We start from the raw sequence: 23,373 nt of genomic DNA on the forward strand, positions 1-23,373 counted from the left end.
GTGACTATACCCCGGGCTGCCTGCCGTTGGGGATCTGCCGCGCGCGACGATGACGGATGACGTGAACGCCGATGATCGCCGTGGCAATCACGACGAAGGAGAACACCGTGGTCACGGTGCCCAGGGCGTAGAGAACCGGGGTCGTGACGTTGGTGGTCATCCCATAGATCTCGAGCGGCAGGGTGTTGAAGGTTCCGGCCGTCATGAGACTGCGCGCGAACTCGTCATAGGACAGGGTGAAGCCGAACAAACCGACACCGACCAGGCTCGGTGCCAGGATGGGAAGTACGACATGGCGGATGGTCTGCCACGGCGTGGCGCCGAGATCGCGCGCGGCTTCCTCGTAGGAGCGATCGAAGCGATTGAACACCGCGAACATGATCAGCAGGCCGAACGGCAAGGTCCACGACAGGTGCGCGCCCAACCCGGAGGAGTACCAGGCCGGCTGCCAGCCCATGATGGTGAACACCAGCCCGATCCCGAGTGAGATCAGGATCGAGGGCACGATGAGGCTGGCCACGGCGAGATAGAAAACACCGGACGAGCCCCGGAAGCGGTGTCGAAATGCCAAGCCGGCGGTGAACGAGATGACCACCGTGAGGACCATCGCGATCAGGCCCAGGATCAGCGAGCGCTGGAACGAGCCACCGAAGTCGCCCACGGCCTGCGTCTCGAAGAGATTACGGAACCAATGCAGCGAGACGCCATTCATCGGAAAGGTGAGCCCGCCGTCTGGTCCCTGGAACGACAGGATGACAATGGTCGACATCGGCCCATAGAGGAACAGCACGAACAGGCCGAAGACGATGGCGAGCGGATAAAAGCTCCTGGAGCGCTTGGTGCGGACGCGCATGCGCCTAAAGCTCCCGCCGGATGTCGACGATGCGGAGCATGCCGGCCACCATCGCCAGCACGACCAGCAGCAGCACGACGGCGTTGGCGGCGGCTGCAGGGTACTGCAACAGCGACATGGCGTTGGCCATCATCAGTCCGACCGAGGCGCTCTGGCCCCCGCTCATCAGGCGCACGGTGACGAAGTCGCCCATCACCAGGGTGACGACGAAGATCGAGCCGATGGCGATGCCCGGCTTGCACAGGGGCAGCACCACGTGGCGCACGATCTGCGCGCCCGAGGCGCCGGCGTCGCGGGCCGCTTCGATCAGCGAGCGGTCGATGCGCATCATCGAATTGAAGATCGGCACCACCATGAACAGCGCATAGAGGTGCACGTAGGCGAGCACGACGGCAAAGTCGGAGAACAGCAGGAACTCGAGCGGTTCGCTGATGATGCGGAGATTGATCAGTGTCGTGTTCAGGAGCCCGTTGCGGCCCAGGAACGGGATCCACGAGATCATGCGGATGATGTTGGACGTCCAGAACGGGATGGTGCACAGCAGGAACAGCGCCATCTGCCACGTCACGGTCCGGACGTGGAAAGCCAGGAAATAGGCCACCGTGAAGCCAATGACCAAGGTCAGTGCCCACACGATGGCGGCATAGCGCACCGTGTTGCCATAGGTGCGCCAGGTCACCGGCGATTCGAGCAACTCGCGATAATTGGTGAGCAGCATGTCGGGAATGACACGCACCGTGTCATAGTCCCAGAAGCTCACGACCACGATCGTGACAATGGGCACCGCCAGGAACAGCAGGAAGATCACCGTCAGCGGCGTTGCCTGCAGGTATGGCACCCACGCAGCGCCGCCGGCACGGCGGGTTGCCGTCCGATGGGTGGCTGTCGGCGCGTTTTGAGCCGCGGACCCGACACTCACGCTGTTGCCCTGAACCTGTTGAAGGACATAGCCGGGATCCGGCGCGATGAGAGGATGCAGCATGCCGTTTCCTCCCTCGCGCTGGTTGCGCTCACGCCGCGATGAACTGGTTCCACTTCTGGACCATGTAGCGATCCTCATCCATCACTGCGTTCCAACACGACACCCTCCCCATGCGATCGGCGAACGCGCCGCCGTCGCGGACGGCGCCGGCCTTCTCCATGACCTTGCCCTCGGGACTCTTGATGTCGCCCTTGGCCGGCTTGCCCTCCATCCAGAAGCCCCACTCGTCCTCGCTCATGTGGGCTTTGGCGGTATCGAGCACGGCCGAGTAGTAACCCTGACGATTGAGATAGGCACCGACCCAACCCGACAGGTACCAGTTGATGTATTCGTAGGCGGCGTCGAGCTGCAGGCCGCTCAGATGCTTGGCGATGCCCAGACCACCACCCCACGCGCGATAACCCTCGGTCAGGGGTTGGTAGATGCAGGGCACGCCCTTGGAGCGCACAGCGGTCACTGCCGGCGACCACATCGACTGGATGATCACCTCGCCCGACGTCATCAGGTTCACCGACTCATCGAATGTCTTCCAGAAGGCGCGGAACTGGCCGGCCTTCTTGGCTTCCGTCAGCACCGCGATCGTCTTGTCGATCTCGGGCTTGGTCATGTTGCCCTTGTCGCCGTATTTGATGACGCCCATCGATTCGCAGATCATGGCGGCATCCATGATGCCGATCGACGGGATGTTCAGGATCGAGGCCTTGCCCTTGAACTTGGGGTCCATGATGTCCTTCCAGTTCGTGATCGGGCGGCCGACCAGATCCGGACGGATGCCGAGCGTATCGGCGTTGTAGATGGTGGGAATCATCGTCATCCAGTCGGTCCGCGTCTTGGCGAACTTCACGGAGTCCTTGCCCTCGACGAAACCGACCGTGTGCGGCGCCGTGCCCTGTGCGATGGTCGAGGTCGGTGTCAGCTTGCCGTTGAGGAAGATCGGCACGATCTTGTCGACCAGCTTGATCTTCCTGGTGTCCATCGCCTGCATGATGCCGGCAGGAAAGACCTTCTTGCAGATCCAGTACTCGACGTCGGCGACGTCGTAGGATTTGGGCTGCGTCACGGCGCGCTGGGTGACGGCATCGGAGTCGAGCGACGTCATCTGCAAGGTGAAACCAAGATCCTGCTTCACCTTGTCGGCGATGGCGTTGAGGTTGGACACCCCGGTGCCGAACTGGCGCAGCACGACGTTCTTGATGTTCTGGGCCCAGACGGTCGGAAAGCCGCCGACGGTGCCGCTACCCAGCGCCACGCCAGCGGCCGCGGCGGTTCCCTTGAGCGCCGCGCGGCGGCCGATGGCGCGCTGCTTCGGCGCCCTGACGTCATCCTTCATGTGACTCTCCCCTCGTTAACGGCTGATCACGTGGATGTCCTCGAGCGCCCACGACACCGACGCCTGCTGGCCAACCGCAACCGGATCGGCAAAGAAGCGCTGTTCAGGCAGGGCGACGACGAAGCCGTTGGTGCCGGGCACGGCCAGGGCGACCTCGACCTGGGCGCCGAGATATTCGATGGCGCGCACGGCGCCGATCAGCGACGTGGCGTGGGAGGCAGCGTCCCGGGACAGCGTGGCGCGGTCGGCGCGGATCGCCAGGTGCACGTCGGCGCCACGCGGTGCCGATCCGACGGGCAGCGCCAGGCGGGTACCGCCTTCCAGCACTGCCACCGGGCCGGCGGCCGCGGCGTCGACCGTGGCTGCCAGCACGTTGTGGCCGCCGATGAAGCGCGCCACGAATGCGCTGCCGGGGTGATTGAAGATCTCGCGTGGCGTCGCCGCCTGCTCGATGCGGCCCTGCGCCATCACCACCACCAGGTCGGCCAACGCCATGGCCTCTTCCTGACTATGCGTGACGTGGACGAAGGTGATGCCGAGCTCGGTCTGCCAGCGCTTCAGCTCTTCGCGCATCCGCACCCGCAGGAACGGGTCGAGCGCCGACAGCGGCTCGTCGAGCAGCAGCGCGCCAGGATCGGTGGTGAGTGCGCGGGCCAGCGCCACGCGCTGCTGCTGTCCGCCGGACAGCTGAGTCGGCAGCCGCGTCGCGTAGTTGTCCATCTGGACCAGGCGCAGCAGGTCCATCGCACGGGCGCGGCGCTCGGACTTGGCGACACCCTTCATCCGCAGGCTGAAGGCGACGTTGTCGATGCAGTCGAGGTGGGGGAACAACGCGTAGTTCTGGAACATCATCGCCGTGCCGCGCCGTGCCGGCGGCAGGTCCGTGATGTTGTCGTTGCCCAGCAGGATGTCGCCGTCGCTGGCATCCTCGTGCCCGGCGATCATGCGCAAGGTGCTGGTCTTGCCACAGCCGCTGGGTCCCAGCAGGCAGCAATAGGTGCCCGGCGGCACCACCAGGTTGATCGCGTCGACGGCGACCACGGACCCATAGCGCTTGGTGAGCGCAATCAATTCGAGCTTCGCCGGTTGAGCCATGGCGCCCACCCTGCAAACCGGGTGCCAGCGCCTCGTGTCATGCGCGTTGACGCTCGCCTACGAAATGGGCGCGACACAGCGTCATCTGCCCGGGAGTACGCCGAAGCGCTCACATTTTGGGCGGACGACGAAAAGCGAGGGTGGTGATGTTTTTTCCGCAGCGTGTCATGAACCGGTATTACAATTTTGGCCCGATAACCCCATTTCGAAGCTGCGTGTAGGCAACCATGACCTCTCCGCTTTCAGGTTTCGTCGACCGTGCCCTGGACCGCGTCGCGCGCGCTTTCCGGGATGCCACGACGGGCGCGCGCGAGGTGGTGGGCGCGCCGCTACGTCCCGACCTGCCGGACGACGAACTGCCGCGCCTGCGGCGCCAGATCGACGTCTGCCTGGAGGGTCCCGGCGGCGAGACCGCTGCCCGCGTCCGTGCTGCCGAACTGGGCCGTACCTATATCGCCTTGTCGGCCGAAGGTCGGCGCAAGTTCCTGACCATACTGGCGCGTGAGCACGGCCCCGATCCGGAGGGCATCACCAATGCCATCGCGCACTGGCAGGCCGCGACCGATGATCGTCGCAAGGCGGCGGCCGAAGCGGAATTGCGGGCGGCCCTGGAATCGCCTGCAGCACAGCTGCTGGCGCGGTTCAACAGTCTGCCCGAAGGCGTCAAATTCATTGTCGATTTGCGCGCCGAGCTGCTGAAGATGGGGCGCAAGGATCCGGCGATTGCCCGGCTGGCGGAGGATCTGCGCCGCCTGCTCAGCACCTGGTTCGACGTCGGTTTCCTCGACCTGCGCCATATCGACTGGCGGGCGCCGGCAGCGCTGCTGGAGAAGCTGATCGCCTATGAAGCCGTGCACGCCATCGGCTCTTGGCGCGACCTCAAAAACCGCCTCGACTCGGATCGGCGCTGCTTCGCGTTCTTCCACCCACGCATGCCCGACGAGCCGCTGATCTTCGTCGAGGTGGCGCTGGTCGACGGCATGGCTGACAACGTCCAGCGTCTGCTCGACGAGGAAGCGCCGACCCGTGACGCGCGCGCGGCCAACACGGCGATCTTCTATTCGATCTCCAACTGCCAGGAAGGGCTGGCGGGCGTCAGCTTCGGCAATTACCTGATCAAGCGGGTGGCCGAGGAGCTCAAGCGCGAGCTGCCGAAGGTTTCCGTTTTCGCCACCCTGTCGCCGATCCCCGGCTTTCGGCCCTGGCTGGAGGCGACCCTGGAGGCCGATGGCGATGCAGCCTTGCTGCCGGCCGAGATCGAGACCCTGGCCGCGGTGACGGACGGCGCGCGCGGCGCCGCGGCGATCAAGCTGCTGCTGGCGGGCCGCGAATGGCCTGATATCCGCGCTCAGGAGCATGTGCTGAAGCCGATCCTGATGCGCCTGTGCGCCCGCTACCTGGTGCGCGAAACCCGCAACGGCAAGGCGCTGGACCGGGTGGCGCATTTCCATCTCGGCAACGGCGCCCGCATCGAGCGATTGAACTGGCTCGGCGATCCGTCGGCCAACGGCCTGAAACAGGCCTGTGGGCTGATGGTGAACTACCGCTACAAGCTCGAGGACGTCGACGCCAACCACGAGGCCTACGCCGACGGCAAGATTGTGGCCTCGAACGAGGTCAAGCGGCTGGTGAAGGCCTGATTTTTTTGGACCGCGCGCGTCCACGCGCGCATCTTTCGCCTGTGCGCGGAGGCGCCGAACTGCGTCGCTCTTCGCTTCGCCGCGAGGAATGCGGGCGTGGACGCCCGCGGTCCAAAGAACTACGTCCGGTTCAAATGCTTCAACTTGTGGCCAGCCCGTGGCCACTCGAAGCTGACCAGTTTGCCGGTCATCGACAGCGTGGCATAGGCCGTGCGCAGGCCCTCGCCGCCGAAGCAGACGTTGGTGACCATGGGGTCGGGCAGCTTGTACTGATCCACGCGGCTGCCGTCGGGCCAGATGTCCGACACCGCGCCGGTGATCAACGTGGCGACGCAGATGTGGCCGGCCGAATCGACGGCCAGCGAATCGAACATCTGATAGCCGCCCAGGCCCGCCACCACGCGGCCCTTCTCGCCGCGGTAGGGTCCATTGGCCGACTTGATCTCGCCCGGCGCCGACAGCGCAAACGCCCAGCAACGCGCCGTCGGCGTCTCGACGACGTAAAGCGTCTTTTCGTCGGGTGACAGTCCGCAGCCGTTGGGCCGCTCCAGCGGGAAGATCTTCTCCTCGATCTTCGAGCCGTCGGCCTTGGCGTAGTACACAGCGCCGCGATCATTGTCGCGCTCACGCGTCTTGCCCAGGTCGGTGAACCAGAAACCGCCGGCGTCATCGAACACCAGGTCATTGGGTCCGTTCAGCCGGCGGCCGTTGCAGGAGTCGTAGAGCGTTTCGAACTTGCCGGTCTCGGGGTCGACCACCTGGATGCTGCCGCCGCGGTAGTCGTCAGGCTGCGTGCCGGGAAATGTGCGGCCATCGGGCAGCGTGATCCAGTTGAAGCCGCCGTTGTTGGTCACATAGATCTTGCCGTTGGGGCCCAGCGCTGCCCCATTGGGGCCGCCGCCCAGATTGGCGATCACGTGCTGCTTGCCGTCTGCCGTCACCCGGGTCAGCGTCTGGCGTGCGATCTCGACCAGGATGATCGAGCCGTCCGGCATCGCCACCGGTCCCTCGGGGAACTTCAGTCCGGATGTGATCTCGCGCGCTTTGGGTTCGATCGTCGTTACTTGCATCGGTTCGCTCCCTACCGCCCCTTGAACTGCGCCGGACGCTTGGCGAGGAAGGCAGCCACGCCTTCCTTGAAATCCTCGCTGCGGCCCAGTTCGCGCTGCAGGTCGCGTTCCAGGTCGAGCTGCGCCGAGAGATCGTTGCCGTGCGCCGCATTCAGCGCCGTCTTGATACTGGCCAGCGCCAGCGGGCCGTCGGCCAGCCGTCGCGCCAGCGCCGCGGCGCTGTCCATCAACGCGGCGTCGTCGACGACGTCCCAGATCAGGCCCCAGGCCTGCGCCTTCTCGGCCGGGATCTGCTGCGCCAGCATCGCCATTGCCCGCGCGCGGGCATCGCCGATCAGGCGCGGCAGGAACCAGGTGCTGCCGCCGTCGGGCACCAGTCCGATGCGGGCGAAGGCCTGCAGGAAACTCGCCGAGCGGCCGGCGATGGCGATGTCGCTGGCCAGCACGAAGCTCATGCCGACGCCGGCAGCCACGCCGTTCACGGCAGCGATGATCGGCTGGGGCAGTGCCCGCATGGTGCGGATCATCGGATTGAAGAGCTTCTCCAGCGCGGCGCCCGAATCGGCCATGGCGCCCTGCGCACGGTCGGGATCGGACAGGTCGGCGCCGGCACAGAAGCCGCGGCCGGCGCCGGTCAGCAGCACGGCGCGCACGCTGCCGTTGCCGGCGAGCGACTGCCAGCAATCCTTGAGTTCGCCCGCCATCTGCCGCGACACCGCGTTGAGCTTGTCGGGCTGGTTCAGGGTGATCGTCGCCAGGCGGTCGCTGATGTCGAGCTTGATGGTGCTGTAGGTCATGCTCATCGTCCCTTGAACTGGGCCGGGCGCTTGGCGAGAAAGGCCCCGACGCCTTCCTTGAAATCTTCGCTGCGGCCCAGCTCGCGTTGCAGGTCACGTTCGAGATCGAGCTGCTGGTCCAGCGAATTGGTGCCGGCCTCGTTCAGTGCCCGCTTGATGCTGGCATAGGACAACGTCGGACCCGCCGCCATGCGCTTGGCCAGTGCCCGCGCTTCGTCCATCAGCTGTGCGTCGTCGACCACCTGCCAGATCATGCCCATCTGCTCGGCCTTTTCGGCCGGCACCGAGGTGCCCAGCATGGCCAATGCGCGGGCGCGGGCATCGCCGACGTTGTGCGGCAGGAACCAGGTGCCGCCCAGGTCGGGGATCAGCGAGATGCGTACAAAGGCCTGATCGAAGCGGGCCGAGCGCGCGGCAATCACGATATCCGCGGCCAGCGCCAGGTTGGCGCCGCCGCCGGCGGCGACGCCGTTCACGGCGGCGATCACCGGCTTGGGCAGCGCCCGGATGCGCCGCATCATGGGATTGAACAGCCGGTCCATGGCCGTGCCGACATCGGGTCTGCCGTCGCTGCCGGCATCGCCGGGTCCGCGACCGCTCAGGTCGGCGCCGGCGCAGAAGCCGCGGCCGGTGCCGGTGATCAGCACGCAGCGCACGCTGGCATCGTCGCGAGCGCGATCGAGCGTCTCGTTCATCGCCGCGATCAGTTCGTGGCTCATGGCGTTGAGCCGCTGCGGCCGGTTGAGCGTGATGGTCATCACGCCGGCGGCAATGTCAGCAACAACAGGCTGTTCGGTCATGGCGTATCTCCCTGGGGCGCGGACTGTCGCACGCCCGGACAAGCGCCGTAAACGATCGTTCAGCGAGTCACGAGCCAGGCTTTTGATCTGCGAAAGAGTGCTTTTGCTTCATGGTGAGCTTGTCGAACCATGAAGCCTCGCACGATGGCAGTCGGGGACCGCTTTATGGTTCGACAAGCTCACCATGAAGCTCGGGCCGGCGCTACGCCGCCTTGCGCGTCATGCGATAGCGGATCGGCAGTCGCTTCAGGCCGCTCACGAAGGTGGCCTCGACCCAGGCCGGGTCGCCGGCCAGCTCGACATGGTCGAGGCGCGACAGCAACTCCTGGTACAGCGCGCGGATCTCCATCTTGGCCAGATGCTGTCCCAGGCACAGATGCACGCCGTAGCCGAAAGCGACATGGGGGTTGGGCGTGCGGTCGATCTTGAACGCGAACGGATCCTCGAAGACGTCCTCGTCGCGGTTGCCCGAGGCGTAGCACATCATCAGCGAGTCGCCTGATTTGATCTTCTGGCCGCGCAGTTCGTAGTCTTCGGTGGCGGTGCGGAAGAAGTGCTTCACTGGCGTCACCCAGCGGAACATTTCTTCGATCGCCAGCCGCAGCAGGTCGGGTCGCGCCCGCAGCTTGGCGAGCTCGGCCGGATTTTGCATCAGCGCCAGCAGGCCGCCGGCCGTCGTCGAGCTGGTCGTGTCGTGACCGGCGGTGGCGATGATCACATAGTAGGACAGCGCCTCGAACTCGCTGATCGGCTGGCCATTGATCTGCGCGTTGGCGATGACGCTGGCGACGTCGTCCTTCGGGTTCTTGCGGCGATCGGCGATGATGGCGGCGAAATAGCGGAAGAAGTCCTGCACGGTGGCGCTGACCTCCGCCTCGCCGCCGCGGCGCATGTCGGGATCGCGAGCACCGAAGATCTCCTGCGTCAGCTTCAGCATGAACGCTTCGTCCTCGCGCGGCACGCCCAGGATCATCATGATCACGCGCAGCGGGTACCAGATGGCGATGTCGCTGGAGAAGTCACATTCGCCGTCCATGGCCTCCATGCGGTCGACGAACTCGCGCGCCAGCACACCGAGATCGGCCTCCAGCTTCTTCAGGTTCGGCGGCATGAACCAGGGTTGCGTCAGGCTGCGATACGTACGGTGGTCGGGATTGTCCATGTTGACCAGCGAGCGCAGCAGCAGGTGGCTGCCGCCGGTCAGCTTCTTGACGCGTTCCTCATCGGCGATGCTGGTCAGCACCAATCGGGGGTCATTGATGAAGCGCTCGTTCTGGCGCTCGATGTCCCGGATGTCGGCGTGCCGCGTGACGGCCCAGAACGGCCGCACGTGGCCGGGGTCGGTCCAGTGCACCGGCGATTCGCGGCGCAGTTGAGTGAACAGAGCGTCATGAGCCGCGGCGTCGGCGTAGACCTTGGGATTGATGATCGCCTGGTCGATGCCAAGCTTGGCCGTTTCCTCGAGAGGCATCGTTGTCGTCTCCTTGTGCCCTGCGTCATTCCGCGTCGGACGGATTCGTAAATCAACAGCATCGAGGCTCTTGCCTTCCGCTCTGTAATTCGGTATTGAAATACCGAATTGAACGTTTCACCACCACTCAGAACGATGTTCCGATGACCATGGCCAACATCCTCGTCCTGATCGGTACCGAGTCCGGCAATGCGCAGATGGTGGCGGACGCCGTGCGCGATCCCCTGGAGGGAGCCGGCCACGGCGTCACGGTCTCCGACAAGGCAACGCATGCCGACGAGTTCTCGGGCCACGACACGTTGCTGGTGATCTGTGCCACCCACGGCTCGGGCGACATCCCCAGCAACATCCTGCCGCTCTACGAGACGCTGGCCCGCGAGAAACCTGACCTGTCGCCCTGGCGCTATGGTGTCATCGCACTGGGCGACATGACGTATCAGGACACGTTCTGCGGTGGCGGCAAGCAGATGGATGCCCTGCTGGGACAGCTCGGCGCCAACAAGATCGGTGATCGTCTCGAGGTCGACGCTTCAACCCAGCCGCTGCCGGACGAGGAGGCGGTGGGCTGGGTGAAGGAGTGGGTGAAGCTGGTGTAGGAGCCTCTACTTGTCGGAAGGCGCTTTATCGATGCGGCTTGAAACAACAGCCCGCTGAACAAGTCCCTTTGTCTTGCTCTCCTCGTCAGAAGGGCTTGCGACTTTCATGGCCTCACGTTTCCACGTGGGCCAATCCGCGACCTCTTTCGACGCCTGATCAAGTTCCGTTTTGAGCCAGTTATCGCCGCTCATAAACCATCTCCTTCAGCGCCGTTTACATCTCAAGGCCGGTCGCGGCGAGCACGGTCTTCACATGATTGCCGACAGCCGACTCGTTGTCGAGATAAGCCCTGTTCAGGACCCGGTATCGATATGTAGCGCTTGTCGCCTGCCATTCCACGCTATCGCCGCTTCTGGTTTTCCGATGCGGCATCGCAAACAATTGCATGTATTGCCTTGGTGCAACGCCCACGAAGGCTTCGAAGCGGACGATGTTCGGCCGATCTCCATCGTCTTCAACACAGATCTCGTTACGGTACAGATCCCGAGCGAGGCTCTTTGGATAGGGCTCGATGTAAACAACTTTTCGTATTCCAGCGCCCACGATGTGTCTGGCACACATATGACAAGGAAAGGTCGTGCAATAGAGCGTTGAGCCTGTCGCCGACTGGCCTTTGCTCATGGCGTCCAATATTGCATTCATCTCGGCATGCACGATCCGGCCAAATTCGATGATGCTGGATACGCGCGCATCCCGCAGCGGGGGATTGGTGCCGGTCTCGAGCGCCTCGTCGACAAGCTGATCCACCGTTCGATCGTTCAAAGTTTCGGCGATCCAATTGGCCTGGCGCAAGTTACTGAATATTTCTCGTACGATCTCGCGCTTCTTCTTGGCGCTGGCGTCGTAGCCTATGACGAAGTCCCTGAAGTCGTCCGTGTCGCCTGACCAAACGACGCCGCCGCCAGCTTTTGGCACGTCATTGCAGCCCACGCCGAGGATCGACCCACCATCGGAGAGGATTGCAGCGCCTACCTGACGCGACAGATCAGCTGATCTCAGGGCTGCGGCCTGCGCAATGAACATGGAGTATTCATCGCGTCGGGGCGTATGGAACGGATGTCCGAAAATCAGTTCAACAAACCGCCGCAGTTCTGCGCGCATCGCTGCCTCAGCACCCCATCGGAGAAACAGGTCACCCTTGGGAAAGGCGTCACGGACATTCTGGCCCGTTCCGCTCCGGCCTGCGTTTGCGTCCTTCTCCACGAGGCGCTCTGCATCAGCACGATATCGGTCGCCGTTCGAATTGGACTTGGATTGCGCGATCCTCTCGGCAAGACGGGCCACGCGGTCGGCGCGAGGCGCATACACCGATACAGTCAAGAATAGGTCACCATAGATCTTTCGGAGCGTCTCTATTTCCTCAGGGTGTTTGAGCGAGTTGAGCAGGTAAACGACGCGCGAGGCCGGTGGGGCGTGCTCGCTGGCGTTGTCGCGACGCTCCTTGCGAATACGGGCAACAGACAGCAGAGCCATGATGTCCGCGCAGTCGGTTCTCTGGCGCAAATCGTCCGCAGCATCCATGTGCGCATCGATGCGTGCCGCTTCGTCATGGGTGATTTCGGCAAGATGCCCGAATTGGGTGAAGCTATGGAGGAGTGTGCTCAGTCGGACCTCACAGATCGCATAGCCGATCGCGGTGAACTCTGCCGAGATGCAGCGAATAACAACGCGTAAGTCCGTCCCCGCAGGGCCGACCAAACCGACAATCACCTCGGGATGCCTGAGCGCTTCAATGCCGGCCATAATGTCCCTTAAGTTGTATTGTATTACAATAATACTATCTATATGCAAGCTTGCAAGGTTTAGCGCTTGTGCTTTGCACTAGGTGACGCGACCCCCATTGGGGGTGGGTGGCGCGCCGCCCAGTTCGTGGTACATGGGGCGGATTACTTCATCTCGCGAGTGTCCCATGCCCGGCGGCCAGATCCTCATCAATGGCGACTGGCGGGCGCCCGCCTCTGGCGCGGCGCTGCCGGTGTTCAATCCCAGCGACGGTGCGGAGTTCGCGAAAATCGCGCGCGGCTCGGCCGAGGACATCGACGGCGCGGTGACGGCGGCGCGGGCGGCGCTGGAGGGCGGCGCCTGGAGCAAGGTGACGGCGGTCGAGCGCGGTCGGCTGTTGTCCAAGATGGCGCAGAAGGTGGCCGACCATGCCGAGGAGCTGGCGGTGCTGGAGGCCAAGGACACCGGCAAGCCGATCTCGCAGGCGCGCGCCGATGCCAACGCGCTGGCGCGCTATTTCGAGTTCTATGGCGGTGCTGCCGACAAGATCCACGGCGAGACCATTCCCTATCTAAACGGCTATACCGTCTTCACCCTGCGCGAGCCGCACGGCGTGTGCGGGCAGATCATCCCGTGGAACTATCCCATGCAGATCTTCGGCCGCACGGCGTGCGGCGCGCTGACCATGGGCAACGCCGTGGTGATGAAGCCGGCCGAGGAAGCATGCCTCTCGGTGCTGCGCGTTGCCGAATTGATGCTGGAGGTTGGCTTCCCGCCGGGCGCCATCAACATCGTGCCGGGCCTCGGCGCCGAGGCGGGCGCGGCGCTGGCCGACCATCCTGGTATCGATCATCTGAGCTTCACCGGCTCGCGCCAGGTCGGTGCGCTGGTGCAGGCGGCATCGGCCAAATACAACCGGCCCTGCACCATGGAACTGGGCGGCAAGAGCCCGCAGGTGGTGTTCGCCGATGCCGACATGGACGCAGCGCTGCCGTTCATCACGCGTGCGATCATCCAGAATGCCGGTCAGACCTGTTCCGCCGGTTCGCGGCTGCTGGTCGAGGACAAGGTCTATGACACGTTCGTAGGGCGCGTCGCCGAGAAGTTCAAGGCGCTGCGGGCTGGTCCGTGGGATCGCGATCTCGATGTCGGGCCGCTGATCTCGAAGAAGCAGAAAGAGCGCGTCGACGGTTTCGTGGAAAAGGCCACGGCGGCCGGCGTGAAGCTGCTGGCGGCGGGCGAGACCGCGGCCAACGCACCGGCCGGCGGCTACTACGTGGCGCCGCAGGTCTACGGCGACGTGCCGGTGGATCACCTCCTGGCGCAGGAGGAGGTGTTCGGCCCGGTGTTGGCGGCGATCCGCTTCCGCGATGAGGCCGATGCCATCCGCATCGCCAACGCCACGCCCTACGGGCTGGTGGCGGGCGTGTGGACGCGCGACGGCGGCAAGCAGATGCGTCTGGCCAAGGCGATCAAGGCCGGCCAGGTGTTCATCAACAATTACGGTGCCGGCGGCGGCATCGAGCTGCCGTTCGGCGGCGTGAAGGGATCGGGCTTCGGCCGCGAGAAGGGCTTCACGGCGCTGCACGATTTTTCGACCTTGAAGACCGTGGCCATCCAGCACGGCTAACGAACAGGGAGGATACCATGCGTCTGAAGGACAAGGTCGCGATCGTCACGGGTGCCGGCCAGGGCATCGGCGAGGCGATCGCGCAGCGGCTGGCTGAAGAGGGCGCCGCCGTGGTGATCAATGACGTGAACGCCGCCAATGGCCAGAAGGCCGCCAAGGCGATCACCGACAAGGGCGGCCGTGCTGTCTTCTGCGAGGGCGATGTCACCAAGCTGGCGGCCAACGAGGCGATGGTGGCGGCGGCGACCAAGAGCTTCGGGCGCATGGACGTGTTCGTCGCCAACGCCGGTGTCACGCACTGGAACAAGCCGATGCTGGACGTCACCGAGGACGAGTTCGACAAGATGTTCGCGGTGAACGTGAAGGGCGTCTACCAGGCTGCGCGGGCCTGCGTGCCGGGATGGGAGGCGCAGAAGTCGGGCAACATGATCGTCATCGCCTCGACCGCGGGCATCCGGCCGCGGCCGGGCCTGGTGTGGTACAACGCCACCAAGGGCGCCGTGATCATCGCGGTGAAAGCGATGGCGGCCGAGTTCGGGCCCAAGGGCATCCGCTTCAACGCGATCTGCCCGGTCGCTACGGAAACGCCGCTGTTGGCCCACTTCATGGGCGGCGACAACGCCGACAACCGCACACGTTTTAATGCCACCGTGCCGCTGGGCCGCCTGGGCCAGCCGCTCGATCACGCCAATGCCGCGGTGTTCCTGGCGTCGGATGAGTCGGCTTTCATCACCGGCGTAGACCTGCCCGTGGACGGTGGTCGCTGTATTTGAGTTGTTCCTCCTCCCGCAAGAGGGAGAAGGTGGACGCCGCGCAGCGGCGGCCGGATGAGGGATTACGTACCGTGTCCTTAACCCCTCACCCTCCCATCGCGCTCTGCGCGACGGGTCCCTCCCTCTCCCGCTTGCGGGAGAGGGGTTAGGTCGGACCACCATGCCCCGCTTGTTTGTCGCGTTGCCGCTACCTGACGCCATTGTTGATGATCTGGTGGCGCTGCAGGAAGGCGTTCCCGATGCCGCCTGGGTGCCGTCGGACAATTTTCACATCACCCTGGCGTTCATCGGCAACGTGAACGGCGGTGCGCAGCGTGACATCGCCGATGCGTTGGCAACGATCGATGGCCCGATCCTGGATCTCGAGATTGCCGGCGTCGATCACTTCGTTGAAGGCCGTACACCGAAGGTGTTGTACGCCGCCGTAACGCCGACCGAGGGGCTGACCCGGCTGCAGGAAAAGGTCAGCACGACCTTGCGGGGTGAAGGCATCACGCTCGACCGCCGCAAGTTCCGGCCGCATGTCACCTTGGCGCGCTTCCATCGCCACGCCGAGATGGGACACCACATCGCCCAGTTCGTCGCCAGCAACAATCTCTGCCGCTTCGGCCCGTTCGAGGTCGACTGCTTCCGTCTCTACGAGAGCCACATGCGCCCCGACGGCGCCGTGTACACCGTCGAAGCGGAATACCCGCTGGGATATTGAGCTAAGGTCCTCTCCCGCGAGCGGGAGAGGTGAAAAACCTCACTCCGGCTTCAGTCCTGCCGCGTCGGCGACCTTCTTCCATTTCACGGTTTCGGCGGCGATGTGTTTGGCGAGCTCCTCCGACGTGCCGGGCAGCGGTGCGGCGCCGGCGTCGCGGATCTTCTTCTCGACGTCGGGCAGCTTGATGCCGCGCACGATCTCATCGCTCAGCTTCTTCACGATATCGGCCGGCGTGCCGGCCGGTGCCGAGACATACCACCACGGCGCCGCGTCGTAGCCGGGCACGCCCGACTCGGCGATGGTGGGCACGTCGGGCAGGTTGAACCAGCGCTTGGACGACGTCACCGCCAGGGCGCGGATGCCGCCGGACTGGATGTGCGGCAGGTAGACCGGCAGGTTGTCCATCACCGACGGGATGCGGCCGGGCAGCAGGTCCTGAATCACCAGCGCGCTGCCCTTGTAGACAATGTGCTCGACCTGGATGCCGGTCAGGCTCTTGAAATACTCCATCGCGAGATGGCCGGTCCCGCCGATCGCGGGCGAGCCGTAGTTCAACTGGCCCGGCTTGGCCTTGGCGAGCGCGATGTACTCCTGCACCGTCTTGGCCGCGACGCCGGGATGCACGGCCAGCACATTGGCGACCTCGCCCACCAATGCCACGGGCGCGAACGCCGTGGCGGTGTCGAACGGCATGCTCTTGTAGAGGAACTGGTTGGTGACGGCCGAACCGACGGTGCCTAGCAGCAGCGTATAGCCGTCGGGCGGGGCCTTGGCCACGATATCGGCGCCGACATTGCCGCCGGCACCGGGCCGGTTGTCGACGATCGCCTGGACGTTCCACGTCGTCTGCAAGTGGTTCGCCACGATGCGGCCCAGGATGTCGGTGGCACCGCCGGCCGCGAAGCCGACAACGATGCGGATCGGCTTGTTGGGATACCCGCCCTGCGCCCATCCGTGGCGCGCCAGCGCCGGGGCAGCGAGCAGCGTGCCACCCGTGATCAGGGCACGGCGTCGAGAGATCGAATGAAGCATGGCATCCCTGTGCGGCTGTGTTGTCATCGGTTTTGCGTAATTGATCACGCGCGCTCGATGTGGTCCAGCGTGCGCGCGATCTGTGCCGGATAGGGGTCGCCGAACAGGGCGGCATGCACCAGCAGCGGATAGAGATTGTAGATTGCGCACCGATGTTCGGCGAAACCGGGCGGCACCGGATTGAGCGTGAAATAGCGATGCTGGAAGGCCGCCGGAAAACCGCCGAACAGCGTGGTGAAGGCGATTTCGATCTCCGGATGGCTCCACGACACGGCCGGGTCGATCACGGCCACGACACGCCCGCGCCGGCAGAGCACGTTACCGGCCCGCAGATCGCCGTGGATCAGCGCCGGTTGCGCCGGCTCTGTCAGCAGTGTCTGCAGCCGCGCGCCCAGCTGCTCGATGCGCTGCATCGTTGCCGTTTCCAGCCGGCCGCGACGCAGGGCCAGCCAGGCCGCGGTCCATACGCGCTTCCAGCGGAAGAACGCCGTCCAGGTGTCCCAGCGCTCGTTGATCTGCGGCAGGCCGCCGATCATCACGTCGTAGCGATAGCCGAACGGCGGTTCGCCGTCCGCCGGTATCGGGGTCCGGTGCAGAGCGGCGAGACGTTCCGCAAAGGCGGCGGCGCCCTCGTCGGACAACCGGCTGCCGTCATGATCGATCCAATCCATGACCAGCAGGCGATCGTCGCTGAAATGCACGCGCGGCACCGGCCAGCCGGCAGCGGCGAGGTCGCGCAGCGTGCGGCCTTCGCTTGTCAGGTGCCGCGGCGCGGTCTTGGCCACCAGCCTGTCGCCGCCGATGGCGATCTGCCACAGGCGGGCGCCATGGCCGCCATCGGCCATCGCCGTGACCGACGCCGGGCGCTGGCCCAAGGCGGCCTCGATCTGCGCGTTGAGGGCCGCCGCATCGTCCAAGGGCTGGGCTCGGGTGGTCACGCCGTCAACGACGTGGCGCGCAGATGCTCCAGCAGCGCCGCGCAGCCGGCCTCGATGGTGTCCAGGGCGCGCTCGTAATCGGCGAGAGTGCCGTACCAGGGATCGGCGACCTCCTGCAGGCCCAGATGCGGCGCCGTGTCGAGGAACAGGCGCGGTTTGTCCTTCAATGCCGGCGGTGCCATGGCGCGCAACGCGCGCAGGTGGCCACGGTCCATCGCCAGCACGTGGTCGAAACGCTGCAGGTCAGGCGCGACGACCTGCCGGGCCCGCAGGTCGGCAAGGTCATAGCCGCGGCGTGCCGCCACGCGCACCGCGTCACGGCTGGGCGGCTCACCGACATGGCCGTCGTAGGTACCGGCCGAATCGATGTGGAAGCCGGTCGCCAGGCCCTCCCGTGCAGCCATGGTCCGGAACACGCCCTCGGCCGTGGGCGAGCGGCAGATATTGCCGGTGCAGACGAACAGGACACCGATCACGCGCGTACCTCGCATATCATGATGGCTATCTAACGTGCGCCGCGCCGCCGCGCTATGGTGGCGCGGTCAACCGGGAGAACGCGTATGCATCAGGATGTCGGCCAGGGCTGCATTGTCGTGCTGACCGGCGCCGGGATTTCCAAGGAGTCCGGCATCGATACCTTCCGCGACGAGGATGGGCTGTGGAGCAAGTTCGATCTCGAGGAGGTGGCCACCATCGAGGCGTGGCATCGCGACAAGCGCAAGGTGCTCGATTTCTATAACCAGGGTCTCACCTGGTTCCAGGGCGCCAACATCCGGCCCAATGCCGCGCACGAAGCGCTGGCGCGGTTGGAACGAGAATGGCCCGGCGAGGTGCTGGTCGTCACCCAGAACATCGACCTGCTGCACGAGGGCGCCGGCTCGAAGAACGTACTGCACATGCATGGCCAGGCAGGGAAGATCCGCTGCATGGTCTGCGAGACGATCATCGACTCGGACATGCGGCTCGATGTCGAGACGCTGTGCCCGCATTGCGGCGCGCGCGGCCAGCTGCGTCCGCACGTCGTGTGGTTCGGCGAGATGCCGCTGCGGATGGACGAGATCTACGCCGCGCTCGATCGCTGCCGCCTGTTCATGTCTGTCGGTACCTCGGGCATGGTCTATCCGGCCGCCGGTTTCGTGCAGCATGTCCGTCAGCGTGTTCCGCGGGCGCACACGGTGGAACTGAACCTTGAACCGTCGGACGGACACTCGCTGTTCCAGGAGCGCATCTACGGCCCGGCGACCGAGGTCGTACCGGCCTATATTGAGAAAGTGTTGACAGGGGGATGACAGCAATTGGCCACGGTGTGTACTCGACAGGACAAGAAAATGTCATCCTGATAGAGTTTCGTGGCGGCGCTGACTGGGCTGGAACATACTACCCGTGTCTGAGTTCTTTCGGGGGGAGTTCAGATGCCGGTCCCAGGGATGGGGGCGACCAGGCGTGGTCGCGTGGTGCAATGGGCGGGCGGTGCGTTTGCACTGCTGCTGGTGATCAGCGTATTCGGGCTGCGACCTGCGGCGGCCGACATGCCCAAGGCGCCCATCAGCGTGGCGCAGTCGTCGGTCGTCGCCGCGATCGATCCCGCGCAGTGGGGCGCACTGTTGGCCGCCGGCCATAACGACAAAGCCAACTATGACTACGCCACCGCCGACATCGCCAAGCGCTTGCGCGGCGTCGGCGTCAGCAACATTCGCATTCTGACGGCCACGCCGGAACACGCGATGCGTGCCGGGGCCGCGATGGCAACGCATGACGAGATCCGTGCGGCATTCGCCCGTATCGCGGGCCCGCAGACGGGTGCCTGCCTGTTCTTCATCACCTCGCATGCCAACCGCCGCGGCATTCATCTGGTGATCGACAGGAGCCAGCAGTACCTCACGGCTCGGGATCTCGATCGCTACGTGACCGAAGCCTGCGGCGATCGCCCGCAGGTTCTCATCCTGTCGGGTTGTTACAGCGGCGCGATGATCACGGATGCCATGACCCGCCATCCGCGGCGGATCATCATGGCCTCCGCCTCGCCCACGACCGTGTCCTACGGCGCGACAACGACCGAGCGCCATCTGAATTTTGAGCGCTGCCTGATCAACGCCTACGATTCGGGAGTCTCGACCTGGCGTGATCTGTTCCTGCAGGCGCTGCCCTGTGTCGAAGAGCGCGAGGACTGGCTGCGGGTGCCGGCCTCCAAACCGGAAGCGTTCATCGGCGCCGCCGTCGTCGATCTCCGCATTCCCGGGCGCTGATCCTTGCCGGTCGCCTATTAGCCCTACGGTGGCGAGGGTTTTGGTGGCAATCGCCGTTGAGTTGCACCGCGCCGCCGCCTAAAAGACCGCCCATGACATGGGCTGAAACGATCTTGGCGCCGCTGGGTGTGGCGGTGCGTCTTCTGTGGCGTTTCTGGCCACAGCTCCTGCTGGTGGGCGCGATCGGATACCTGCTGCGCAATCTCCTGCTGACGGTCGCGGTCAAAGTTGGATTGCAGAACGCGCTGGCCGGCATGGTGATCCTGTCGTTGGTGGTGCTGACCAAGCTGGCCACGATCGTGATGATGTTCGGCGTGCTGCGGCCCGCGATGGCCGGCGTATCGTCGTTGAAGCAGACAGGTCATCCGACGCGCGGTGCGGTCGAGGACTCCTCGCCCATTGCCACGTCTCTGCTGACGTTGACCGCGGTCGCGATCCTGCCGTTCTTCGTCTATTACGCGGCGTGGGGTTTCCTGGGCAATGTCGTACGCGAATATGCGCGCATTGCCTTGGCGAACGTGCCGTTTGGTGAGAGCGCCAATTTCCTGGACGTGCTGCAGTCGAAATGGCTGATCGGTTCGATCGTCGTGTGCCTGATCATCCGCGGGTTCGCCAAATACATGAGCAAGACCGCCAAATCGCCGTATTGGCGTTTCCTTACGGTGGCGGCGGATGCAAGCTGGATGTTCATCGCGCTGTACGGGCTCAGTGTTTTCAAAGAGCGGATCATCGAAAGCATCGGCTCCGGCTCATTCAGCATGTCCTGGTCGCCGCTGAGCATGAGTGCCTGGGCCGCCGACGGCGTCATGCCGGTCGAGTTCACGCCGTCGGATTTTCTGAGCCAGGCCCAAGCGCTGTTCTTCTACGCCTTGTTGCCGGTCGTCTGGCTGGTGATGGCGGCAATCATCGCCGGTTACGACGTGAAGGCCGGCGCCTTCGGCAGCAAGACGGATTCCAACACGGCGTCACCGGCATGGCGCAAGTGGCTGGAGGGTTTCTTCGGCCACTTCATCAAGGACTATCGCGAGCGCTACCAGCCGGTATGGAATTGCATGCGCCTCACGCTGGGTGCCGGCGCCGCCACCATCCTGACGCTGGTGATCGGCTATCGGTTCATCGGCTGGTGTGGCGCCTGGATTTGGGTCGGTGCCACACGCGCCATCGGCGCGCTCGATCTTGCGACCTGGCAGGTGATTTCCAGCCCCATCTCTGTCCTCTTTGGCAGCCCCGCCGACCTGGACGGCGGCATTCTGTTGGATGCTTTACGCATCTGCCTGCTGGCCGGCGTGCTTGAGTATGCCGTGTCGTCCGGTATGAAGCGCGACGCTGTGCGGGGTCGCTAGAGTCTGCTTCGATCGACCGAACAGGCGCTATTCCAGCACGAGATATGCCGGACGCGCCGTAGAGAGCGATATGACAAGGTCGACATCGGCGATGTCGGCAGGCGTCACGAACGACTCGGCCATTCGGATCGTATCGCCGGCCTTGACGGGCTTGATGGCGGCTGTGCCGCAGCGTGGCCGCTCGACGGCCGCCGGTCGTATCCGGCGCGCGATCGGTGGTGCCAGGAACTGCGGCTTCCAGCGTCGTCGGCTGGCATCGGTCAGCCCGACGTTGCACGTCGCGGCAAAGAGAGCCGGGTCGCTCACCGTAGCCTCGAACTCGACCACGATGACAGTGGCGTCGCTGCCCGGTTCGTTCAGCCGGTGCACCCGCTCGAGCCGCCATTCGGCCCCGGCATAGACGGCGGATGTGTTGGGTGCGGCGACGGTGGCGTTGAGCTCCTGCTGCGAGCGCCACTCCATCACGTCCTGATAGGAGCGGGTTGCGATGACAAGCGGTACGACGAGCAGCAATGCCAGGGCACTCTGCCAATACGCGCGTTTTTCTTTCGGTGTCGACGGGACGAGGGCCACCATCATCGCACCTCGAGTTGCCACTCACCGGCGTTCGTGCCTCTGACGATGCGAACGATGTTGCGCACGAACAGGGGCGTCGGCACGTTGGCCTTGATGTGGAGCTCGCTGTCGATGGGGGAGAAGGGTGTACGCGACACGAGGATCGTGGCGTCCTTGACCTGTTCCGGCGGTAATTCAAACAGCATCAGCACCTTGCGCGGCAGGCCCGGCTCCAGTCGCTCTGCGGGCAACAGCCCGGGCGCGGTCGCGGCGCGTTGGCTCATGGTGTAGCGGACGCCACTGGCGCCCATCCAGCTGGCGCTGCTGACGTTGATGCTTTCGTGACGCGCCGCGATCTGTGCTTCAACGACAGCCCACACGCCTGATGTGTCGAAAGTCTGCTCGCGGGTACCGCTCCTCAGCGCAATGCGCTCCGCCAGCGTGATTTTCGTCGCGGTCAGCTCGAACGCGCGCGCGGTCAGCCGCTCGCCCAAGGCGCCGTGGACGGCGATCGGGCGGGTGATGTCGGCATATCCCGGCTGCGTTTTTTGCAGGCCATAAAGCAGGGCGATCGCCGCTGCAACGCCGATAACGGCGATCGTCACGCGGATCATTTGCCGGCTGCCGCCGCGTCGCGGATGTCGACCGGCATGTCCAACGTTGCCACGACCGGCCCATCGAACCAGTTGGGCGCGCCGTAGAGATTGTCGCGCTCCTTGTAGATCTGGCTTGCGATCTTGAAACGCAGCTGCTGTGGCGGCGGTGGTGCGCCCGGAGGCCATGTCCATACTGCAATGACCCGTTCGGGCATGCCTGGATGCAGCCCGATGACGAGAGCGCTGTCCCGCGCCAGATAGAACATCGGCCTTTGCAGTCCGGCCGGCGGTGTGGCCAATTCAAGCAGGCGGGCATAGCTGGCAGTTGTTGCCGCTGACCGGTTGGTCAGGTCGAGTTCGACCATGAGGCGATTCTGCTGCGTTTGTGGCAGGCCTTGCATCTGCTTACCAAATTCGGCGCGGCGCGCCACGACCGTCCAACGACCGGTATCGAATGGCTGCCCGGTTGCGATCTGCTTGATGTCCTTGGGTTGCGACGCCTCATAGATCGCACTGGCGAACGACACCGCGATCGCCAGCGCGGCGCCCACCCCGGCGATGAGGTATGCGACGGCCTGCTGACGCAGCGCGCCGAAATTGAAACGGCCGGGCACGGTGAATTCCTATGCGGATGGCGCGCCTCGCCGGCGCGCGGCAATCGATGACGGCATATACCTGGGGTCGAACATGCCGCAGAACATGGAGACACAGGCCGGCCGCCGCAACCATTGTTCGGCAGCGCCGGCAGTGATCGCCAGCGTGCCGGCCATCACCACCATGCCGTACCGGAAGAATGGTGCCCCGAGTCGGATTTGAACCAACGGCCTACCGCTTACGAAGCGGTTGCTCTACCGCTGAGCTATCGGGGCGCGGGCGGGGTCATACGGGAAAGCGGCTGCTACTTCAAGGCCGAGGCTGCGGATGCCGGTGCAATCGGCCATCGTCCGGAGGGTTGAATGATCAAGGGGAGGCCTTCGGGAACTGCCCACGACGGCGCAACGCATTGAAATAATTCAATGAAAACGTAAATATGCGGATGTACTGCGATAAGATAGATGCTTGGCGGCGGGGCCTGGCCGCCCGGCTTTCGCCGTAAACGGTTACAATCGTGCTGTCGGTTTCCGCACCAGTCCGGCAGGGATGCTGCAATGGCACCCCGCGTACGGTGTCATGATACCGACAGGATGATGATCCCTC

General features: G+C 64.7%; 24 protein-coding genes and 1 tRNA gene. 8 read left to right on the plus strand and 17 right to left on the minus strand.

Going from position 1 to position 23,373, the window contains the following annotated elements:
• Window positions 1-4: 4 nt before the first annotated feature.
• The 4 genes from FQU96_RS00825 to FQU96_RS00840 are packed head-to-tail and all read right to left on the minus strand — an operon-like array spanning window position 5 to window position 4,260.
• Window positions 5-853, minus strand: a complete 849-nt coding sequence (locus FQU96_RS00825) for an ABC transporter permease (RefSeq protein ID WP_146538944.1) — start codon at window positions 851-853, stop codon at window positions 5-7.
• Between the two features lie 4 nt (window positions 854-857).
• The gene (locus FQU96_RS00830) at window positions 858-1,835 is read right to left on the minus strand and encodes an ABC transporter permease (RefSeq protein WP_146538945.1); all 978 of its coding nucleotides are present in this window, start codon (window positions 1,833-1,835) and stop codon (window positions 858-860) included.
• Between the two features lie 28 nt (window positions 1,836-1,863).
• Window positions 1,864-3,165: a PotD/PotF family extracellular solute-binding protein gene (locus FQU96_RS00835; RefSeq protein ID WP_146538946.1), complete on the minus strand. Its 1,302-nt coding sequence runs from the start codon at window positions 3,163-3,165 to the stop codon at window positions 1,864-1,866.
• 15 nt (window positions 3,166-3,180) lie between these two features.
• Window positions 3,181-4,260, minus strand: a complete 1,080-nt coding sequence (locus FQU96_RS00840; RefSeq protein WP_146538947.1) for an ABC transporter ATP-binding protein — start codon at window positions 4,258-4,260, stop codon at window positions 3,181-3,183.
• 227 nt (window positions 4,261-4,487) lie between these two features.
• Here FQU96_RS00840 and FQU96_RS00845 point away from each other — a divergent pair, with 227 nt between their 5' ends.
• A complete protein-coding gene (locus tag FQU96_RS00845) occupies window positions 4,488-5,900 on the plus strand; it encodes a malonyl-CoA decarboxylase domain-containing protein (protein ID WP_146538948.1) in 1,413 nt (470 codons plus the stop codon).
• Between the two features lie 119 nt (window positions 5,901-6,019).
• On the opposite strand, the gene FQU96_RS00850 is transcribed toward FQU96_RS00845, so the two are convergent.
• The 4 genes from FQU96_RS00850 to FQU96_RS00865 form a co-directional block, all read right to left on the minus strand.
• Complete coding sequence (locus FQU96_RS00850) at window positions 6,020-6,970, minus strand: SMP-30/gluconolactonase/LRE family protein (RefSeq protein ID WP_146538949.1); 951 nt, start codon at window positions 6,968-6,970, stop codon at window positions 6,020-6,022.
• Window positions 6,971-6,981: 11 nt separating this feature from the next.
• Window positions 6,982-7,767, minus strand: a complete 786-nt coding sequence (gene paaG, locus FQU96_RS00855; RefSeq protein ID WP_146538950.1) for a 2-(1,2-epoxy-1,2-dihydrophenyl)acetyl-CoA isomerase PaaG — start codon at window positions 7,765-7,767, stop codon at window positions 6,982-6,984.
• A gap of 2 nt (window positions 7,768-7,769) precedes the next feature.
• Window positions 7,770-8,567, minus strand: coding sequence for a 2-(1,2-epoxy-1,2-dihydrophenyl)acetyl-CoA isomerase PaaG (gene paaG / locus FQU96_RS00860; protein ID WP_146538951.1), 798 nt, complete (start codon window positions 8,565-8,567; stop codon window positions 7,770-7,772).
• Between the two features lie 202 nt (window positions 8,568-8,769).
• Window positions 8,770-10,038 (minus strand): cytochrome P450, encoded by a 1,269-nt coding sequence (locus tag FQU96_RS00865; protein WP_146538952.1) that lies wholly within the window; start codon window positions 10,036-10,038, stop codon window positions 8,770-8,772.
• A gap of 143 nt (window positions 10,039-10,181) precedes the next feature.
• Between FQU96_RS00865 and FQU96_RS00870 the strand changes: the two genes are divergently transcribed.
• Window positions 10,182-10,634: a flavodoxin domain-containing protein gene (locus tag FQU96_RS00870; protein WP_218574566.1), complete on the plus strand. Its 453-nt coding sequence runs from the start codon at window positions 10,182-10,184 to the stop codon at window positions 10,632-10,634.
• Window positions 10,635-10,640: 6 nt separating this feature from the next.
• Here FQU96_RS00870 and FQU96_RS00875 read toward each other — a convergent pair whose 3' ends face one another.
• Both FQU96_RS00875 and FQU96_RS00880 read right to left on the minus strand, forming a co-directional pair.
• A complete protein-coding gene (locus FQU96_RS00875) occupies window positions 10,641-10,826 on the minus strand; it encodes a hypothetical protein (RefSeq protein ID WP_146538953.1) in 186 nt (61 codons plus the stop codon).
• A 22-nt stretch (window positions 10,827-10,848) separates the two neighbouring features.
• A complete protein-coding gene (locus FQU96_RS00880) occupies window positions 10,849-12,378 on the minus strand; it encodes an anti-phage dCTP deaminase (RefSeq protein WP_146538954.1) in 1,530 nt (509 codons plus the stop codon).
• A 166-nt stretch (window positions 12,379-12,544) separates the two neighbouring features.
• Between FQU96_RS00880 and FQU96_RS00885 the strand changes: the two genes are divergently transcribed.
• The 3 genes from FQU96_RS00885 to thpR all read left to right on the plus strand — a co-directional run bounded on the left by FQU96_RS00885 (window position 12,545) and on the right by thpR (window position 15,466).
• Window positions 12,545-13,987 (plus strand): aldehyde dehydrogenase family protein, encoded by a 1,443-nt coding sequence (locus FQU96_RS00885; protein WP_146538955.1) that lies wholly within the window; start codon window positions 12,545-12,547, stop codon window positions 13,985-13,987.
• Between the two features lie 17 nt (window positions 13,988-14,004).
• Window positions 14,005-14,760 (plus strand): glucose 1-dehydrogenase, encoded by a 756-nt coding sequence (locus FQU96_RS00890; RefSeq protein ID WP_146538956.1) that lies wholly within the window; start codon window positions 14,005-14,007, stop codon window positions 14,758-14,760.
• Between the two features lie 160 nt (window positions 14,761-14,920).
• The gene (thpR, locus tag FQU96_RS00895) at window positions 14,921-15,466 is read left to right on the plus strand and encodes an RNA 2',3'-cyclic phosphodiesterase (protein ID WP_146538957.1); all 546 of its coding nucleotides are present in this window, start codon (window positions 14,921-14,923) and stop codon (window positions 15,464-15,466) included.
• A 39-nt stretch (window positions 15,467-15,505) separates the two neighbouring features.
• On the opposite strand, the gene FQU96_RS00900 is transcribed toward thpR, so the two are convergent.
• From FQU96_RS00900 to FQU96_RS00910, 3 genes are read right to left on the minus strand one after another with little or no spacing between them, the layout of a single operon-like run.
• Window positions 15,506-16,498 (minus strand): tripartite tricarboxylate transporter substrate binding protein, encoded by a 993-nt coding sequence (locus FQU96_RS00900; RefSeq protein ID WP_178130228.1) that lies wholly within the window; start codon window positions 16,496-16,498, stop codon window positions 15,506-15,508.
• A 44-nt stretch (window positions 16,499-16,542) separates the two neighbouring features.
• On the minus strand, window positions 16,543-17,436 hold the full coding sequence (locus FQU96_RS00905; protein ID WP_146538959.1) for a fructosamine kinase family protein: 894 nt from the start codon (window positions 17,434-17,436) through the stop codon (window positions 16,543-16,545).
• Complete coding sequence (locus FQU96_RS00910) at window positions 17,433-17,912, minus strand: low molecular weight protein-tyrosine-phosphatase (protein WP_218574567.1); 480 nt, start codon at window positions 17,910-17,912, stop codon at window positions 17,433-17,435. Before FQU96_RS00910 ends, FQU96_RS00905 begins: the two co-directional genes overlap by 4 nt.
• Before the next feature lie 84 nt (window positions 17,913-17,996).
• Here FQU96_RS00910 and FQU96_RS00915 point away from each other — a divergent pair, with 84 nt between their 5' ends.
• From FQU96_RS00915 to FQU96_RS00925, 3 genes are all read left to right on the plus strand, one after another.
• Window positions 17,997-18,725 carry an NAD-dependent deacylase gene (locus FQU96_RS00915; protein ID WP_146538961.1) on the plus strand — a complete coding sequence of 243 codons (729 nt, stop codon included), beginning with the start codon at window positions 17,997-17,999 and terminating at the stop codon, window positions 18,723-18,725.
• A gap of 123 nt (window positions 18,726-18,848) precedes the next feature.
• The gene (locus tag FQU96_RS00920; RefSeq protein ID WP_146538962.1) at window positions 18,849-19,682 is read left to right on the plus strand and encodes a C13 family peptidase; all 834 of its coding nucleotides are present in this window, start codon (window positions 18,849-18,851) and stop codon (window positions 19,680-19,682) included.
• A 92-nt stretch (window positions 19,683-19,774) separates the two neighbouring features.
• On the plus strand, window positions 19,775-21,025 hold the full coding sequence (locus tag FQU96_RS00925; protein WP_146538963.1) for a hypothetical protein: 1,251 nt from the start codon (window positions 19,775-19,777) through the stop codon (window positions 21,023-21,025).
• A 27-nt stretch (window positions 21,026-21,052) separates the two neighbouring features.
• Here the strand turns inward: FQU96_RS00925 and FQU96_RS00930 are convergent, their stop codons facing one another.
• From FQU96_RS00930 to FQU96_RS00945, 4 genes are all read right to left on the minus strand, one after another.
• Window positions 21,053-21,601, minus strand: coding sequence for a hypothetical protein (locus FQU96_RS00930; RefSeq protein WP_146538964.1), 549 nt, complete (start codon window positions 21,599-21,601; stop codon window positions 21,053-21,055).
• Complete coding sequence (locus FQU96_RS00935) at window positions 21,601-22,194, minus strand: hypothetical protein (protein ID WP_146538965.1); 594 nt, start codon at window positions 22,192-22,194, stop codon at window positions 21,601-21,603. Before FQU96_RS00935 ends, FQU96_RS00930 begins: the two co-directional genes overlap by 1 nt.
• A complete protein-coding gene (locus FQU96_RS00940; protein ID WP_146538966.1) occupies window positions 22,191-22,790 on the minus strand; it encodes a hypothetical protein in 600 nt (199 codons plus the stop codon). The genes FQU96_RS00935 and FQU96_RS00940 overlap by 4 nt, the downstream gene beginning before the upstream one ends.
• Window positions 22,791-22,970: 180 nt before the next feature.
• Window positions 22,971-23,045 (minus strand) — tRNA-Thr (locus FQU96_RS00945).
• Window positions 23,046-23,373 lie beyond the last annotated feature (328 nt).

This window comes from Reyranella sp. CPCC 100927 (assembly GCF_007859315.1).
Taxonomy (GTDB): Bacteria; Pseudomonadota; Alphaproteobacteria; order Reyranellales; family Reyranellaceae; genus Vineibacter.